At 72.7% G+C, this 16,388-nt stretch carries 14 protein-coding genes; 6 read left to right on the top strand and 8 right to left on the bottom strand.

From position 1 onward, the window contains the following. Positions 1-4: 4 nt before the first annotated feature. A complete protein-coding gene (locus ABZU74_RS10885) occupies positions 5-958 on the top strand; it encodes a DUF3500 domain-containing protein (RefSeq protein WP_355421086.1) in 954 nt (317 codons plus the stop codon). A 129-nt stretch (positions 959-1,087) separates the two neighbouring features. Here ABZU74_RS10885 and ABZU74_RS10880 read toward each other — a convergent pair whose 3' ends face one another. From ABZU74_RS10880 to ABZU74_RS10845, 8 genes are all read right to left on the bottom strand, one after another. Further along, positions 1,088-1,846 (bottom strand): class I SAM-dependent methyltransferase, encoded by a 759-nt coding sequence (locus tag ABZU74_RS10880; protein ID WP_355421083.1) that lies wholly within the window; start codon positions 1,844-1,846, stop codon positions 1,088-1,090. A 76-nt stretch (positions 1,847-1,922) separates the two neighbouring features. Then, positions 1,923-2,117 carry a helix-hairpin-helix domain-containing protein gene (locus tag ABZU74_RS10875; protein WP_355421081.1) on the bottom strand — a complete coding sequence of 65 codons (195 nt, stop codon included), beginning with the start codon at positions 2,115-2,117 and terminating at the stop codon, positions 1,923-1,925. 178 nt (positions 2,118-2,295) lie between these two features. Further along, positions 2,296-2,781 carry a DUF2231 domain-containing protein gene (locus ABZU74_RS10870; protein WP_355421078.1) on the bottom strand — a complete coding sequence of 162 codons (486 nt, stop codon included), beginning with the start codon at positions 2,779-2,781 and terminating at the stop codon, positions 2,296-2,298. 326 nt (positions 2,782-3,107) lie between these two features. After that, entirely contained in the window at positions 3,108-3,848 is a 741-nt protein-coding gene (locus tag ABZU74_RS10865; protein WP_355421075.1) for a GAF and ANTAR domain-containing protein, read from the bottom strand. A gap of 179 nt (positions 3,849-4,027) precedes the next feature. After that, positions 4,028-6,319, bottom strand: coding sequence for an accessory Sec system translocase SecA2 (secA2, locus tag ABZU74_RS10860; protein WP_355421072.1), 2,292 nt, complete (start codon positions 6,317-6,319; stop codon positions 4,028-4,030). Positions 6,320-6,394: 75 nt separating this feature from the next. Beyond that, on the bottom strand, positions 6,395-8,227 hold the full coding sequence (locus ABZU74_RS10855; protein WP_355421069.1) for an ABC transporter ATP-binding protein: 1,833 nt from the start codon (positions 8,225-8,227) through the stop codon (positions 6,395-6,397). Positions 8,228-8,282: 55 nt separating this feature from the next. Further along, a complete protein-coding gene (locus ABZU74_RS10850) occupies positions 8,283-9,371 on the bottom strand; it encodes a zinc-binding alcohol dehydrogenase (protein WP_355421066.1) in 1,089 nt (362 codons plus the stop codon). Beyond that, positions 9,364-10,374 (bottom strand): Gfo/Idh/MocA family oxidoreductase, encoded by a 1,011-nt coding sequence (locus tag ABZU74_RS10845; RefSeq protein WP_355421063.1) that lies wholly within the window; start codon positions 10,372-10,374, stop codon positions 9,364-9,366. The genes ABZU74_RS10850 and ABZU74_RS10845 overlap by 8 nt, the downstream gene beginning before the upstream one ends. Before the next feature lie 227 nt (positions 10,375-10,601). Here ABZU74_RS10845 and ABZU74_RS10840 point away from each other — a divergent pair, with 227 nt between their 5' ends. From ABZU74_RS10840 to ctaD, 5 genes are all read left to right on the top strand, one after another. After that, positions 10,602-11,585: a glucosyl-3-phosphoglycerate synthase gene (locus ABZU74_RS10840; RefSeq protein WP_355421398.1), complete on the top strand. Its 984-nt coding sequence runs from the start codon at positions 10,602-10,604 to the stop codon at positions 11,583-11,585. A gap of 79 nt (positions 11,586-11,664) precedes the next feature. Beyond that, on the top strand, positions 11,665-12,822 hold the full coding sequence (locus tag ABZU74_RS10835) for a glycosyltransferase (protein WP_355421060.1): 1,158 nt from the start codon (positions 11,665-11,667) through the stop codon (positions 12,820-12,822). Positions 12,823-12,907: 85 nt separating this feature from the next. Next, the gene (locus ABZU74_RS10830; RefSeq protein WP_355421057.1) at positions 12,908-13,366 is read left to right on the top strand and encodes a DUF4383 domain-containing protein; all 459 of its coding nucleotides are present in this window, start codon (positions 12,908-12,910) and stop codon (positions 13,364-13,366) included. Between the two features lie 107 nt (positions 13,367-13,473). Further along, on the top strand, positions 13,474-14,202 hold the full coding sequence (locus ABZU74_RS10825; RefSeq protein WP_355421054.1) for an ATP-binding protein: 729 nt from the start codon (positions 13,474-13,476) through the stop codon (positions 14,200-14,202). 125 nt (positions 14,203-14,327) lie between these two features. Continuing rightward, on the top strand, positions 14,328-16,319 hold the full coding sequence (gene ctaD / locus ABZU74_RS10820) for a cytochrome c oxidase subunit I (RefSeq protein WP_355421051.1): 1,992 nt from the start codon (positions 14,328-14,330) through the stop codon (positions 16,317-16,319). Positions 16,320-16,388: the final 69 nt, after the last annotated feature.

The raw sequence follows: 16,388 nt of genomic DNA, 5'->3' as shown, positions 1-16,388 counted from the left end.
GTCGGTGGAAGATCCTCTGCCGGAGCAGATGCGGGCGGCCAGCACCGCGCTGCTGACCGCACTCGACCCCGCCGCGCGCGAGAGCGCCGTGCATTCGTTCGACGACGAGGCGGCCCGACGCTGGCTGGAATACCGGCCCCGACCCCGACCGGGCGTCTGCCTCGCCGAACTCGACGTCGCCGCCCGTAAGGCCGCGCACCGGCTGCTGGCCACCGCGCTCAGCCCCTCCGCGTACGCGCAGGCCATGGCGATCATCTCGCTGGAGGAGGTGCTGGACCGGGCCGAGGGCTGGCAGCGCGGGCGGCACAGCGGCGACTACTGGGTGGCCGTGTTCGGCGACCCGGCGCGCGACGACCGTTGGGCGTGGCGACTCGAAGGCCACCACCTGTCGGTGAACATGACAGTGGTGGACGGTCAGGTCTCCCCCGCGCCGATCTTCTTCGGCGCGAACCCGGCCGCGGTCCGCTACGCCGGTCGTCCGGTCTCCCGCCCACTCGGCGTCGAGGAGGACCTGGCCCGAGCCCTGCTCGACGCGCTGGGCCCGGCCGAGCGGGCCGCCGCGATCATCGCCGACGAGGCGCCGGCGGACATCATCAGCGCCACCCGGGGGCGGGTCGACGCGCCGCTGGAGCCGCTCGGCGTACCGGCGCAACGGCTGGGACCGACCGGCCGCGCGCTGCTCGACCAGGTGGTCGCCCTCTACCTCGACCGGCTGCCGCCCGAGCTGGCCATCCGGGAGGCGGCCCGGCTGGACGCCGGCCCGCTGCACTTCGCCTGGGCCGGCCCGACCCACCCCGGGCGCCGGCACTACTACCGGGTGCAGGGCGACGACCTGCTGATCGAGTACGACAACACCACAGCAGACGGCAACCACGCGCACACCGTGCTGCGCCGGCCCGCCAGCGACTTCGGCGCCGACGTCCTAGCAACCCACCACCAAAACCACCCCCACCCCTAACCCCGCCCTCACTCGCCCTCTCCCGCCGTCTCCCGCCCCGCTCTTGCCGATCTTGCGGTTCTGGTGGACGGATTGCCCGGTCAGGAGGCTTTGCGAGCACCGAAATTGCAAGATCGACGCGTGCGGGGGTCAGGGGCGGGTGGCCTCGATGAGGAAGCGTTGGGCGTGGGTCACGAAGAGGCCCTCGTTGGTGATGCGGTGGTGGAGTTCGCGCAGCGGCGCGCGGTAGCGGTCGACAGTGAACCCGGGCACCGTCCAGATCACCTTGCGCAGAAACCACACCACCGTGCCGATGTCGGAGAAGGTCGCCCGCAGGGTGGCCCGACGCAGGTCGACCACCCGCAGGCCAGCGGCTTCGGCGGCGGCGACCGCGTGCTCGGGGTGCCGCTGGGTCGCTGGCGGCAACGGCCCGAGGATCGCCTCACTCAGCTCCCGCATGGTGCCGGCCCCGATCTGCTGCGACAGGAACGTTCCGCCCGGTCGCAGCACCCGCGCCGTCTGAACCCAGTCGGTACGCACCGGGTGCCGACTGACCACCAGGTCGAACGAGGCGTCGCGGAACGGCAGCGGCCCGTCCGGCGCGACCGCCACCACCGACGCGCCGACCCGACGCAGGGTCCGTCGGGCCACGTCCACGTTCGGCGGCCACGCCTCGGTGGCGGTCAGCAGCGTCGGTGGACGCGGCACCTCGGCGAGCACCTCCCCGCCGCCGGTGTCCACGTCCAGTGCCGCGTCGGCGTGCGCCATCCGGTCGGCGACCAGCCGGGCGTACCCCCAGGGTGGACGCTCCTCGGTGGCCCGGCCGGCCAGCCAGCCGAAGCCCCAACCATCGACGGGCGCGGCGGCCGCCTCCGCGATCAGGTCCTCGGCGTCACGCTCAGCGGTCATGGCCGTCAGCCTCGCGGCCGGCCACCCGGCCGGCAACCCATTTGCCGCCGGCCGGCTCGGGCGCCCGCGGTGGGTCTCAGCCGAGGCGGAGCCCGTGCTCTTCGAGGGCGGCCTGGAGGATTTTGAACGCCTTGGGGCCCATGCCGTGCAACTTGGCGAGGTCCGCCCGGGGTACGCCCGCGAGCTGGCGCAGCGCGGTGTAACCGGCGCCGTGCAGGGCCCGGGTGGCGGGCGCGCCGATCTTCGGGAGCGTGTCCAGCGAAGAGGTCATCCGCGGATGGTAGACCGACCAACCGCACGGCTGGCGGCCCCGCGCACGGTGCCGACGGCCGGCCGGACGCCAGTCAGCGGGTCAAGTCGGCCAGTCTGGCAGCTCAGGGCGGCCTGGCGGCTTGAGGCCCGATCTGGAGCCGGGTTTGGCAGGTCAGGGCCCGGCCTGGCAGATCGGGTCAGGGACGGGCGATCTCGCCGGTGGAGCCGGCGAGCGCGTCCAGGCCGCCGGTCTCGATCCGGCCGCTGTCGAACTGACGCATCAGCCGGGCGCCCAGGTGCACGCCGACCCCGCCGGCGGCCAGCGCGACCAGTTCGGTGACCAGGATCGCGACCGACGCGCCGCGCTGCGGGGAGTGGGAGCGGACGAGGCAGGTGAGCAGGAACATGGCGGCCATCACCGCGTTCACCAGGTTGAAGGCGACCGCGGTGCGGCGGGTACGGTCGCCCGGCACGTCCCACAGGTCGACCATGCCGGCCACGGCGGTCAGCGCGGCGGCGACGAGCGCGGCGACGGCCGTCCAGTAGCCGACCTCGCCGAGAAACGCGGGCCCCCCGATGACGTCGGTGAGGTCGAAGACGGTGGCGCTGACGAAGAGCCCGAGCGGGAACGTCACCAGCATCGGTTGGATCGGGTGCCCCTGCACCCGCAGCCGGCTCTGCATTGGTCCTCCCCCGGGTCGGCGCAGCTCACCTGACCAGAGTGCTACCCGGGGTCGTGCGAGGCGAAACGATGCTGCCCGGCTCGCCGCTGACCGGGCGAACGGACACCACCCGCCCTGATCAACTCGCCTTCCAGGGAACCGCGCCATCCGGCGGCCGGGACCCCCCGCCATTCGGATCGATCCACTCGGGTTTCAGGAAACCGCGCCATCCCACGAGCCCAGACACCGCGCCTTCAAGGAACGCGAGTCGATCAGCCCGGGCGACCCGCACGGACACGAGCGCCGCACGGACGCGCGCGCGGGATGGCCAGGTGACGCCCGGGATGTCACGTGTCGCGCGAGCGGGAGACCGTCCGGACCAGTCGCTCCGCCACCTCGCGCAGCGGGATGTCCAGCGACGAGGCGGCGGTGCGCAGCACGTCGAGGGCCTCGGCCGGGGGGCACCCGCGCTGCGTCATGATCACGCCGACGGCCTGGTCCACCACCCCTTCGTGCAGGAGCGAGGCGTCCCGTTCACCGGCGAGGGTGAGCTGCCGGCCGCGGTCGCGGACGGCGGCGAGCAGCAGGCCGGCGTGTTCGGCGAGAAGCATGGCGGTCAACTGGTGTTGCGGGGTCAACAGGTCCGGCGCGGCGGCGTACAGGTTGATCGCGCCGATCACCTGGTCGTCGATGTCGACAGGTGCGGAGATCACCCCGCGTACGCCGAGGTCGCGGGCGCGCGCCGTCCAGGCCGGCCAGCGGGGTTCACCGGCCAGGTCGGCGGCGAGGATCATCTCGCGGCGGTGGATCGCGCTCATCGCCGGCGAGTCCGGCCCGTGTCGCAGGTCGTCCAGCCCGGCAAGCCCCTCGTCGGAGGCGGCCACCCCGGCCGGCTCGCCGGCCCGCAGGGCGGTGAATCCGCACCAGCGAACCCCGGCGACGGCGTCCCGGGTGACCCGGACCAGGGCCAGCAACGCGTCATCAAAGTCGGTCAGGGCGATCAGACCGGCGGTCAGCTCCCGTAACAGCGCTGCTGCTTCCAGGACGCCGAGGGTCTGCACCACCGGTTCCCGCGTGTCGAGGTTCACCGGTTCGCAGCCTCCGTGCCGTCTCGCGCCGGCCCGGCACGCATCGTCACCTGTGTCATCGTCTGCTCTCTCCCGACTCGACCGACCAGCCCTACTACCCTGGGGAACCTGGGTCGAAACGGCGTAAATCGGGGCCCCGGTCGCGCCCGGAGGCGCGACGGGGCCCCGACGGTCGGTCGTCAGCGCGAGGTGCCGCTGAGCCGCCGCCCGATCGACGCGATCAGACGGTCGAGCTCGGACCCGAACGGGTTGTCGTGCACCAGGTACGTCCAGGTGGCCGTAGGCCGGACCAGGGTGCCGTCGTCGGGCTGCCAGTCCTCATCGAATTCGGTCTCGGTGAAGGTGGCGATCGTGCGGGCCTCGATCTCCGGGATCAGGTCGTTGAACGCCGGCACCGCGGCCCGGTGGAACTCGTCCAGCGGGTCGAGCCGGCCCAGCGCGCGCAGGTGCACGCCCTCGCGGACCTCGGACAGCTCGGCGAGGTGCTCGGCCCAGAGCCGGTCCAGGTGGTAGAGCGCGATCGACCGGGCGGCACGGGCGAGCAGGTCCTCGTCCATCTCGCCGGCCTTCTCGGGCTCCTTCTCCAGCAGCATCACCGCGGCCACGTCGCTGGTCAGCAGCCGCTCCCGGCGCGCGGCGAGGGCCTTACGCTGCTGCTCGATCACCACGCTGTAGCGCCAGGTGTTGCGGTGGATCTCGTGGTTGACGCCCTCGGCGACCCGCTGGGCGTGCTCCACCGCGTAGTCGACCTGCTCGTCGGTCACCAGGCCGTCGGCGTTCATCCGCGGCGAGGCCGGCACCGAGTCGGCGGCGTGCCGGACGACGAGGTCGTCCTCCAGGCTGACGAAGAAGACCGAGCCGCCCGGGTCGCCCTGCCGGCCGGCCCGGCCGCGCAGCTGGTCGTCCACCCGGCGGCTGTCGTGCCGGCCGCTGCCGATCACGTAGAGCCCGCCCAGCTCGGCGACCCGCTCCTGGTCGCTCTGGTCGCTGCCGCCGAGGCGGATGTCGACGCCCCGTCCGGCCATCTGGGTGGAGACGGTCACCGCGCCGTAGGCGCCGGCTTCGGCGATGATCGCCGCCTCTTCGTCGTCGTTCTTGGCGTTCAGCACGACGCAGGGCACCCCGGCGGCGTTCAGCCCGGCGGCCAACCCCTCGGACTCCTTGACGTCCAGGGTGCCGACCAGCACCGGCCGCCCCTTGGCGTGCCAGCGCTGGATCTCGTCGATCAGCGCCTCGTCCTTCTCCGCCCGGGTGGCGTAGATGCGGTCCGGCTCGTCCTCGCGGATGCACGGGGTGTTCGGCGGGATCACCGCGACCTCGAGGCCGAAGAACTCCCGCAACTGGTCGCCGACCAGCACCGCGGTGGCGGTCATCCCGCAGACCTTCGGGTAGAGCGCGATGTACGCCTGCATCGCGATGGTGCCGAGCACCTCGCCCTCGGCGGTGGCGTCCAGCCCCTCCTTGGCCTCGACCGCGGCCTGGAGGCCGTCCGGCCAGCGGCGGCGCTGGGCAACCCGCCCGCGCATCTCGTCGACCAGCTCGACCGAGCCGTCCCGGACGATGTAGTCCACGTCACGGTGCAGCAGGGCGTGCGCGTGCAGCGCCACGTTGACCGCGGAGAGCTGCGCGACGTGCTCCTCGTCGTACAGGTCGATGCCGAGCTTGGCCTCGATGGCGGCCAGGCCGGCGGAGGTGAAGGCCACGCTCCGCCCGTCCTCGGCGACCGTGTAGTGCTTGCCCTTGCGCAGGCCGCGGACGAGCGCGGCGGCGGCGTGCACCGGGTCCTGCTCGCCCGGCACCGCGCCGGCCAGGACCATCGGCACCCGGGCCTCGTCGATCATGATCGAGTCGGCCTCGTCGACGATGGCGGTGGCCAGCGCGGGCTGCACCCGGTCTTCCACGTCGGTGACCAACTGGTCGCGCAGGTAGTCGAAGCCCGCCTCGCTGACCGACACGTAGGTGACGTCGCAGGCGTACGCGTCGCGCCGCTCCTGCGGGGTGGAGGCCTCGTTGACCCAGCCGACGGTGAGGCCGAGCAGGGTGTAGACCGGCTCCATCCACTGGGCGTCGCGGCGGGCCAGGTAGTCGTTGATGGTGAGCACGTGCACCGGGCCGTTGCCGAGCCGAACGTGCCCGTACGCGGCGATCGTGGCGGTCAGGGTCTTGCCCTCACCGGTGGCCATCTCGGCGACCTTGCCGGAGAGCAGCGACATCGCGCCGAGCAGCTGCACGTCGTACGGCCGCTGGTCGAGGCCACGGCGGGCGGCCTCACGGCCGACGGCGCAGATCTCCTCGTAACCGGCGGCGGCGCCCGCGGCCTCGGTCAGCTCGGCGTCGTCCAGCGCGGCGAGCTCAGCCTCGCGCGCTTCGATCGCGGGGAGCAGTTTCTCCAGCGGAGCAAGATCCACGGTCGAGCCGGGGCGCTGAAGGAACCGCCGGAACTTGCTCTTGAACCGTTGCGACACACCCATGAGCGGCAACGGTACGCGATTCCGGGCGGCGCGCGCGGCCCGGCCGCCCGGCAAGTCGGCCTTCCTGGGACGGAGTCAGCCGACCAGCAGCTGGTGGCTGGCGAGCTCCCGGTACAGCGGGTCGGTGGCGGTCAGTTCGGCGTGGGTGCCCACGGCCACCACCCGGCCGCCGTCGAGGACGACGATCTGGTCGGCGTCGACAACGGTGGCGAGCCGGTGCGCCACGATCAACAGGGTCCGGCGGACGGCCACGGCGTCGATGGCGCGGCGCAGCGCGACCTCGTTGCGGGAGTCGAGGTTGCTGGTCGGCTCGTCGAGCAGCAGCACCGGCGGGCCGGCGAGCAGCGCGCGGGCGATGGCCAACCGCTGCCGCTCACCTCCGGAGAGCAGGACGCCGCCCTCCCCCACCTGCACGTCGAGGCCCTGCGGGGTGCGCTGCGCCAGGTGGCCCAGGTTGACCTCGTCGAGGACGTCGCGCAACCTGTCGTCGGTGGCGTCCGGGGTGGTGATCAGCAGGTTCTCCCGCAGCGTGCCGGCCAGCACGGGAGCCTCCTGCTCGACGTATCCGAGCCGGGCCCGCAACGCGTCGCGGGGCAGGTCCCGTACGTCGGTGCCGTCGAGTCGGACCGCGCCGGCGCTCACCTCGTAGAAGCGCTCGACCAGGGCCAGCAGGGTGGACTTCCCGGCGCCGGAGGGACCGACAAGGGCGGTCCGGGTGCCGGCGGGCACCGCGAAGCTGACCTCGTGCAGCACCGGCTCGCCGCCCGGGTAGCCGAAGCCCACCCGGTCGAACTCGATCATCGGGCTCGCCCGGCGCGGGGTCGCCGTCGCCGCGGCCGACGCCGGCCGGTCGTCAGCGCCCTCCGCCGGCACGGCGAGGATCTCCTCGATCCGCTGCAGCGCACCCAGGCCGGACTGCAACTGGGTGTACGCCCGCAGCACCTGGCCCAGCGGCAGCGCCAGGAGGAACAGGTACATGACGAACGCGACCAGGTCGCCGACGGAGATCGCACCGGCGGCGACCCGCGCCCCACCGATGCCGAGCACCAGCAGGAACGCGCCCTGCACGGTGACCGAGCCGATCGGGCCGACCAACGCCTGCACCCGGGCCACCCGCAGCCCCGCCGCGTACGCCTCCCGGGCGCTGCCGCTGACGGCCTCCGTCTCCCGGGTCTCGGCGCGGCTGGCCCGGATGGTCCGGGCCGCCGAGATGGCCCGCTCCACCGCCGAGGTCATCTCGCCGATCCGCTCCTGGGCGACCCGGGCCAGCGCCCGGACCCGGCGGGCGAAGGTGGCGGCGAAGACCAGCCCCAGCGCCACCCCGAGCAGTGTGACGCCGAACAGCAGCGGGTCGAGCAGCACCATCGCCGTGCCGGCGCCGACCACCGTCACCGCCCCGGTGACCGTCTCGAAGAGCCCGGAGGTGACCACCGCGCGCAGCAGCGTGGTGTCCGAGCCGACCCGGGAGAGCAGGTCGCCGGTGCGTCGGCTGTCGTACTCGGCGATGGGCAGCCGCAACAGGTGGCCGGCCAGCCGGCGCCGGGTGCCCAGCACCACTCCTTCGGCGGTGCGTTGCAGCAGGTAGTCGCGCAGCCCGCCGATCGCCGCGCCGAGCACCACCAGGACCACCAGCACCGCCACTAGCCGGGACACCCCCTGCTCGGCGCCGATCCGCTCGAGCACCGACCGGGTGAGCAGCGGCTGCGCCAGCGACGCCGCCGAGCCGATCAACGACAGCGCGCCCACCACGACCAGGGTGCCGCGGTGCTCCCGCAGGTACGGCAGCAGCGCGCCCAAGCCGACCGGTCGGCCCGCGGCGGTGCCGCCGGCCGACCGGTGGGCCGACGTGCCGCCGGCCGGCCGGTCCGTTGAGGTGCCGCCGGCCGGCCGGTGCGTCGAGGTGCTCATGCCGGGAACGGTAGTCCGCCGCGTCACCCGGGCGGGCACGCTCCGGCCTGGCGGGTCAGGTGGTGAGCACCACCTGAAGCTCCTGGCGGCGACGGTCGGCCAGGTCGGTGAGGAGGGCGGGCGCCTCGTCGAACGGCACCACCGCCGAGACGAGGTGCTTGCGGATCGTGTCGCCGTACGTCCTGAGCAGGTCGACGGTCTCGGCGGAGAGCCGTTCGCGGTCCCAGGTGGGTGCCAGCCCGCGCGGGACCCGGCCGATCTGGGCGCAGCGCAGCGACAGCCCGTTGTGGTGGAACTCCTCACCGAGGCGGACCGCGTCCGCGCCGCCCTGATAGAAGGCGAGGTCGATGACGGTGCCCTGGGGCCGCAGCAACCGCAGCGCGAGGTGCAACGCCCAGGCCTGCCCCCGGCACTGGAACACCACGTCGGCGCCCCGGTCGCCGGCGGTGTGCGCCCAGCGGGTCTTGAGCACGACCGCCGGGTCGTCCGCCTCGGTGTCGAGGGTTTCCAGGCCGAGCGCCTCGGCGACCTGGCGGCGGTGCGGGGTGGGGTCGAGCACCACCACCGACGCGGCGCCGTTGCGTCGGGCGAACAACGCCGTCAGCAGCGCCACCACACCGGCGCCGACCACGGCGACCCGTCGGCCCCGCACCCCGTCGCCGAGCGCCCGGACGTCGGTGCCGTGCAGGTCGGCGGCGGCGTGCAGCAGACCGTTGGCGCAGATCGGGCCCATGTGCGCCACGTAGACGCCGAGCAGCGGGTCCAGGTCGTCGGGCAGCGCCACGAACCGTTCGGCGACCGGGTCGGCCAGCCAGCCGGTGCGGTGCCCGTACGTCATCGCGCCGACAGTGCCCACAGCGACGGCCGGGGTTTCGCTCTCCACCACCCGGCCGACCTGCATGTAGCCGAGTCGGGTCACCGGGTAGGGCGTGCTGGCCGCGCCCGGCTGGAACAGCCCCAGGTCGGCGTTCCAGGTGACGTTCAGGTAGGGGTTGGTGCCCTTGACGTAGCTCAGCTCGGTGCCGGCGGAGACCCCACTGAACAGCGTCTCGACCCGGAACGTGCCGGGGCGCAGCGGGGCGGCGTCCTGCTCGACCAGGTCTACCCGGCCGGGGCCGGAGACCACCACGACCTTGTCACGCATCGACGGTCACCCCGCTGGCGAGCGCCGCCGGCGCGGTCGCGGTGGCGAGCCGCACGGTCGTGCCGGTACGGGCCGAGTCGGCCACCGCGAGGGCCAGCCGCTGGGTGGCCAGCGCCTCGGCGTACGGAACCCGCACGTCGTCGCCGATGCCGCGGACGGCGTCGACGAAAGCGCGGTCCACCGCCACCCGGGCGGCTTCCGGGTCGGCGGGGACGTGTCGTTCGCCGTTGGCGTCGCGGATCGACAGCCCATCCTCGGTGATCGCGAGGGCCAGCCCGTCGGCGAGGATCTCCAGGCCGGCGCGGTGCTTCCAGCCGAGGACGCAGGCGGCGCTGAGCGTGCCGACCGCGCCGTCGGCGAAGCGCAGCGCGGCGGTGGTCACCGAGTCGATGTCGGCGCCGTCGACCGGCGGCGGGGTGCCGTTGCCGTACGCGGTGACCTCGGTGACCTCGCCGGCCAGCACCCGGATCAGGTCGAGCACGTGGGCGGCCTGCTCGACCACCGGGCCGCCGGAGCGGTCCCGCAGCGACCACCAGGCCACCGGGGGCACCTTGTCCAGCCAGGCGCCGCTGACCATCCGCACGGGACGGTCGGCGAGCAGTTCGCGGGCCTGGTCGAGCACGCTCAGGTAGCGCCAGTGGTGGCCGACTGCGGTACGCAGCCCACGCCGCGCGACCAGGTCGGCGATCCGCTCGGCGGTGCGCAGGTCGACCGCGACGGGCTTCTCCACGAACATCGGCACCCCGGCCTCGATTGCCGCCTCCTCGGCGGGGCCGTGCGCGAACGGAGGCACGCAGACGTACACGGCGTCCAGACCGGTGGCCAGCAGCTCGGCGACGTCGGCGTAGGTCCGCCCGCCGTGCTGCGCGGCCAGCGCGGACGCCGCCTCCGGCGCGACATCGGTGACGCCGACCAGTTCCACGTCGTCGAACCCGGCCAGCACCCGCGCGTGGCGCTGCGCCACGCCGCCGGCACCGACCAGACCCACCCGGCATTTCCGCATCCCGACACCCCTTCGAAGACTTTTCATGTGCGGTGGGAGCAGTCCCCTGGGGTGTGCGCAATCAAACGTTCATCCCCCGGGAACCCATTGACGTCACCTCTGTGATCAAGCTGTTGCCGAGAAAGCGGTTAGCGCGCGATGAGGAATGGGAACAACCAATTTCGGTTTTTCCACGCACGAACGGAGGGGTGCCCGTGCGGGATACGACATCGAGTGTGTCACCGGTGGTGGAGGCGTGGGCCACGTACCGGACGACGTCAGCGGCGGACTGGCCCGCACGTCGACTGTTGCGCGCCAAGGGTGAGACCCGGGTCAGCGTGGTGCTGCCGGCCCGGAACGAGGAGGCCACCGTCGGCGCGATCGTGTCGACGATCCGGGAGCACCTGATGGATCGGGTCGCCCTGGTCGACGAGCTGATCGTGGTGGACTCCCGGTCCACCGACCGGACCGCGCAGGTGGCCCGCGCCGCCGGCGCGGAGGTGGTCAGCCAGGACGCGATGACCCGGGGGTTGCCCCGGCTCACCGGCAAGGGCGACGCGCTCTGGGCCGGGCTGGCCGCCGCCGAGGGGGACGTGGTCGCGTTCATCGACGCCGACCTGAGGGAGTTCCGGCCGCACTTCGTGAGTGGGCTGCTTGGCCCGCTGCTGACCGACCCGTCAGTCGACTTCGTGAAGGGCTTCTACCACCGTCCCCTGGTGGGCGCCGCCAGCGTGGAGCAGGACGGCGGGGGGCGGGTCACCGAGTTGATGGCCCGACCGCTGCTCAACCTCTTCTGGCCCGAGCTGGCCGGTTTCGTGCAGCCGCTCGCCGGCGAGTACGCGGGCCGCCGGGACGTGCTGGCCCAGGTGCCGTTCGTCTCCGGGTACGGGGTGGAGACGGCCATGATGATCGACCTGCTCGACCTGGTCGGCCTGGACGCGCTGGCGCAGGTCGACCTCGGTGAGCGCAAGCACCGCCACCAGGACACCGCCGCCCTGGGCCGGATGTCCGCGCAGATCATGTTGACCGCCTGGTCCCGGCTGCAACGACGCGGCTGGGCGACCCCCGGGTTCGCGCCGGAGGCGTTGCTGACCCAGTTCCGTCGCGGTGGTTCGGACACTCTGCCGAACCTGGACCGCGAGATCGTGGTCAGCGACGTGTCCATCGAGGAGCGCCCACCGTTGGCCGAACTGCGCCACCGGGTGCCCCGCCGCCGGGTGGCCGCCGCGTGAGCGCGATGAGTGAGCCGGTCCTGCGCACCCCACGGTCGGGCACCGTAGGAACCGCGAGCGGCCGGAAGGGAGGAGCCCGATGAGCCTCACCGTGCTGATGAACGCCGGCCCGTGGCTGTCGGTGCCACCGCCCGGCTACGGCGGCATCGAGAACGTGATCGCCACTCTGGTGCCGGAGCTGCGGCGACTCGGCGTACGGGTGGTGCTCGCCTCGGTGGGCAGCAGCACCCTGCCGGTGGACGAGCAGGTCTCGGTCTTCGCCGACGGGCAGTTCGCCGCGTTGCAGCGGCCGTACAACCAGGTCTGCGGGATCGCCCAGGCGCACCTGGCCGGGGTGGTCCGGGAGCTGCACGCCCGCGACGACATCGACCTGGTGCACGACCATGTCGAGGCGGTCGGGCTGGCCACCCTCGCCGCGATGGGTCCGGCCGGACCGCCGACCCTGCACACCCTGCACTGGGACCTGGCCAAGCACCCGGCGCTCTACGGCAGCCTGGACGGCGGCGACCGGGTCCGGGTCAACGGCGTCTCCGCGTCGCAGTTGGCCCGCGCCCCGCTGGCGCTGCGGGAGCACTCGGTGGGGCACGTGCACCTGTCCACGCCGCTCGCCGTCGACGCCGACCGGCGGCCCCGCCCGGCGAAGGGCGAGCATCTGCTCATCCTGGGCCGGATCAACCCGGGCAAGGGGCAGGACGTGGGTGCCCGGCTCGCGCACCGGGTCGGTCTGCCGCTGGTGCTGGCCGGCCCCGTCGGCCCCTACCATCGGCCGGCCGACCTGGCCGCGGCCGGCGACGAGGCCCGGCAGAACCCGGACGTGCGGTTCTTCCTCGACGAGGTGGCGCCGCACGTCGACGGTGACCTGGTCCGCTGGGTCGGCACCGTGGCCGGCCAGGAGCGCGACGACCTGCTCGCCAGCGCCCGCGCGTCGCTGTTCCCGCTGCGCTGGGAGGAGCCGGGCGGCACCGCGGTCGTCGAGTCGCTCGCCCTGGGTACGCCGGTGGTGGCCACCGCCCGGGGTTGCCTGCCGGAGCTGATCGAGCACGGGCGCACCGGGCTGCTCACCACCGACGAGGAGGAGTTGGACGACCTCGTCCTCGCCGCCGAGTTGCTCGACCCCGACGAGTGCCGGCGGGTGGCCGCACGGCGTTTCACGCCCGCGGTGATGGCCGAGCGCTACGTCGAGCTGTACGAGCGGGTCCGGCAGTCGGCGCGCGCGACGAGGTTGCTGCCGGCCTGACCGACGGCGGGGGCTGGCCGGTTTGCCGGTCGCGACAGCGGGTAGCCGGCAGCGTTCATGCCCGCCGCGCGACGAGGAGCCGGGAATGGTCGGACCGATGGCGCACTCCCGTGCCCGACCCAACCCGGCCGACGGCAAACCGCCGGTCCGTCGCGCGGCGGCGACGGTGAGCGTGCTGTTCCTGCTGGTCGGCGTGCTCGGCTTCGTGCCGGGGATCACCAGCGGGATGGGCGCGCTGCGTTTCGCCGGGCACGATTCGGGCGCGTACCTGTTCGGTGTCTTCCAGGTGTCGGTCCTGCACAACCTGGTGCACCTGGCGTACGGGGTGGTGGGTCTGCTGCTGGCGCGGACGGTCACCGGCGCTCGGGCGTTCCTGATCGGCGGCGGGGCGATCTACCTGGTGCTCTGGCTCTACGGGCTGGCGGTGGACCATGGCACCGGGGCGAACGTGCTGCCGGTCAACGACGCCGACGACTGGCTGCACCTGGGGCTCGGCGTCGGCATGGTCGCGTTGGGCGTGCTGACCGGCCGGTTCCGTCGCTGACCCGGCGTTACGGGCGTGACCTACCTCGCCCCGGCGTCGGCCCGGTTTGATCGGGAACGTCCTCGGGTAGTTGGCAGATCCGGACCCAGCAGCGAATTGAGGCGCCGATGTCGAGCGGGATCACCTGCGAGGTGCGTACCACAGCACCGGTGGCGGTCGTCCGGCTCACCGGCCCGCTGCACCTGGGCACGATGCGCTCGGTGCACCAGGCGCTCAGCGACGCGCTGTGCGACCAGCCGGAGGCGCTGGTGGTCGACATGGGCGGGGTGAACGTGGAGGATCGGCTGGCGCTGTCCGTCTTCGCCGCGGCTGCCCGCCGTGCCGAGGAGTGGCCGGCGGCGCCGGTGCTGCTCTGCGCCCCGTCGCCGGTCGCCGCGCGGTGGCTGGCCGAGTCGACCACGTGCCGGGTGCTTCCGGTCTCGGCGGACTGTACGGAGGCGATCCGGCTGGCCGGCGCGGCGTCCACGTTGCGGTTGCGGGCCCGGCTGGAGCCGGTGGCCGAGGCCTGCCGGCGGGCCCGGGAGTTGGTCACCGACGCGTGCGCGCGGTGGAACCTGCCCGACGCGTCCGGCCCGGCGGCGTTGGTGCTCAGCGAGTTGGTCGGCAACGTGGTGCGCCACGCCGGCACGCCCATGCAGGTGACGGTGACCCTGCGCCGGCCGTACCTGCACCTGGCGGTGGTGGACGGCAGCAGCGCCCAGGCCCGTGCGGGCGGAACGGACCTGCATGCCGAGGGCGGGCGAGGGCTGATGCTGGTCCGGGAGCTGGCCCAGCGGTGGGGCAGCGTGCCGGCCGGTCAGGGTAAGGCCGTCTGGGCGATGCTGCCGGCAACCTGAGCGTTCGAGGCGCTTGCGCCCGGTACCAGCGTTCTGACCGAATTTACCGCTCTGGCCTGGTTACATGGTGCGAGGGTCGGGTAGGCACGCCCGTCCTTTCTGCCGTCACGACGGGGTGAGCAGCCATGCCCAAGCGGGTAACCACGGAACCCGGTCGCGATCGGGGCCCGGCGATCCTGGCACCGGCCCGTTTCGGAGGGTTCCCGGGACCGGTACGGACACCGATCCCCGGCAACTCCCTGATCAAGTTTCTCGCCACGACCGACCACAAGCAGATCGGCGTGCTCTACCTGCTGACCTCCTTCGGGTTCTTCCTGGTGGCCGGGCTGCAGGCGATGGTGATGCGCGCCGAGCTGGCCCGGCCGGGGATGCAGTTCCTCTCCTCCGAGCAGTACAACCAGCTCTTCACCTCGCACGGCGCGGTGATGCTGCTGCTGTTCGCCACGCCCGCGGCGTTCGGGTTCGGCAACTTCATCGTGCCGATCCAGATCGGCGCCCCGGACGTGTCGTTCCCCCGCCTCAACGCGCTGGCCTACTGGCTGTACCTGTTCGGCGGGCTGATGGTGATCGGCGGGTTCGTCACCCCGGGTGGTTCGGCGGACTTCGGTTGGACCGCGTACAGCCCGCTCAGCGACGTGGACAACAGCCCCGGCGTGGGCGCGAACATGTGGGTGCTCGGCCTGGTCGTCTCCGGGCTCGGCACCATCCTCGGCGCGGTCAACCTGATCACCACGATCCTGACCCTGCGCGCACCCGGGATGACCATGTTCCGGATGCCGATCTTCACCTGGAACATGCTGTTCACCAGCGTGCTGGTGATCCTGGTCTTCCCGCTGCTGGCCGCGGCGCTGCTGGCGCTGTCCGCCGACCGGTTGCTCAACGCGCACGTGTACGACCCGGCCACCGGCGGCCCGATGCTCTGGCAGCACCTGTTCTGGTTCTTCGGCCACCCCGAGGTATACATCATCGCGTTGCCGTTCTTCGGCATCATCACCGAGATCATTCCGGTCTTCTCCCGCAAGCCGCTCTTCGGCTACACCGGGATCGTGCTGGCCACCATCGCCATCACCGTGCTGTCGATGACGGTCTGGGCGCACCACATGTTCGCCACCGGGCAGGTGCTGCTGCCGTTCTTCAGCATCCTGAGCTACCTGATCGCGGTGCCGACCGGTGTGAAGTTCTTCAACTGGATCGGCACCATGTGGAAGGGCCAGCTCACCTTCGAGACGCCGATGTTGTTCGCCATCGGCTTCCTGGTCACCTTCCTGCTCGGCGGCCTCACCGGGGTGCTGCTGGCCAGTCCGCCGGTGGACTTCCACACCCACGACAGCTACTTCGTGGTGGCGCACTTCCACTACGTGGTGTTCGGCACAGTGGTCTTCGCCCTCTTCGGCGGCTACTACTTCTGGTGGCCCAAGATGACCGGGCGACTGCTCGACGAGCGGCTCGGCAAGGCGCACTTCTGGACGATGTTCATCGGCTTCCACGGCACCTTCCTCGTGCACCACTGGCTGGGCGCCGAGGGCATGCCGCGCCGGTACGCCGACTACCTGCCCACCGACGGGTTCACCACGCTGAACACGATCTCCAGCGTCTTCGCGTTCATCCTCGGCCTCTCCACCCTCTTCTTCATCTACAACGCCTGGAAGTCCTGGCGGTACGGGGCGATGGTGACGGTGGACGACCCGTGGGGCTTCGGCAACTCCCTCGAATGGGCCACCAGCTGCCCGCCGCCGCTGCGCAACTTCGACCGGATGCCCCGGATCCGCTCCGAGCGCCCGGCCTTCGACCTGAAGTACGGCCCGCTCGTCGCCGACCTGGGCCGCGACCTGCCGCAGCGCACCACCAAGCCGCCGCAGCACTTCGCCGAGGAGCTGCGTTTGGAGCACCACGCCCCGGAGTCGCCGGCCGCCGAGGGCGCGCACGGCGCCCGCGACGCGGTCGACTACCAGCCCGCGCCGCGCTCCGGCGCCCGCCCAGTGGACGTGCCGGAGCCCGAGGGCGTCCGCCGGCCGAGCTTCGAGCAGAGCGACCCGCCGCAGGATGCCGAGGACGCGCCGAAGCCGCACGAGCGTTGGCGGCACCCGCACAGCGACGGCGACAACGAAGAGCACTGATCAGGGGTACGCGCAGAAGGGCCGACACCTCGCGGGGTGTCGGCCCTTCGCTCGTTGGTTTGCGGTCGG

It is taken from the genome of Micromonospora sp. NPDC005171 (assembly GCF_040608575.1).
Lineage (GTDB): Bacteria > Actinomycetota > Actinomycetes > Mycobacteriales > Micromonosporaceae > Micromonospora.
This window is presented reverse-complemented; position numbering and strand designations above follow the sequence as displayed.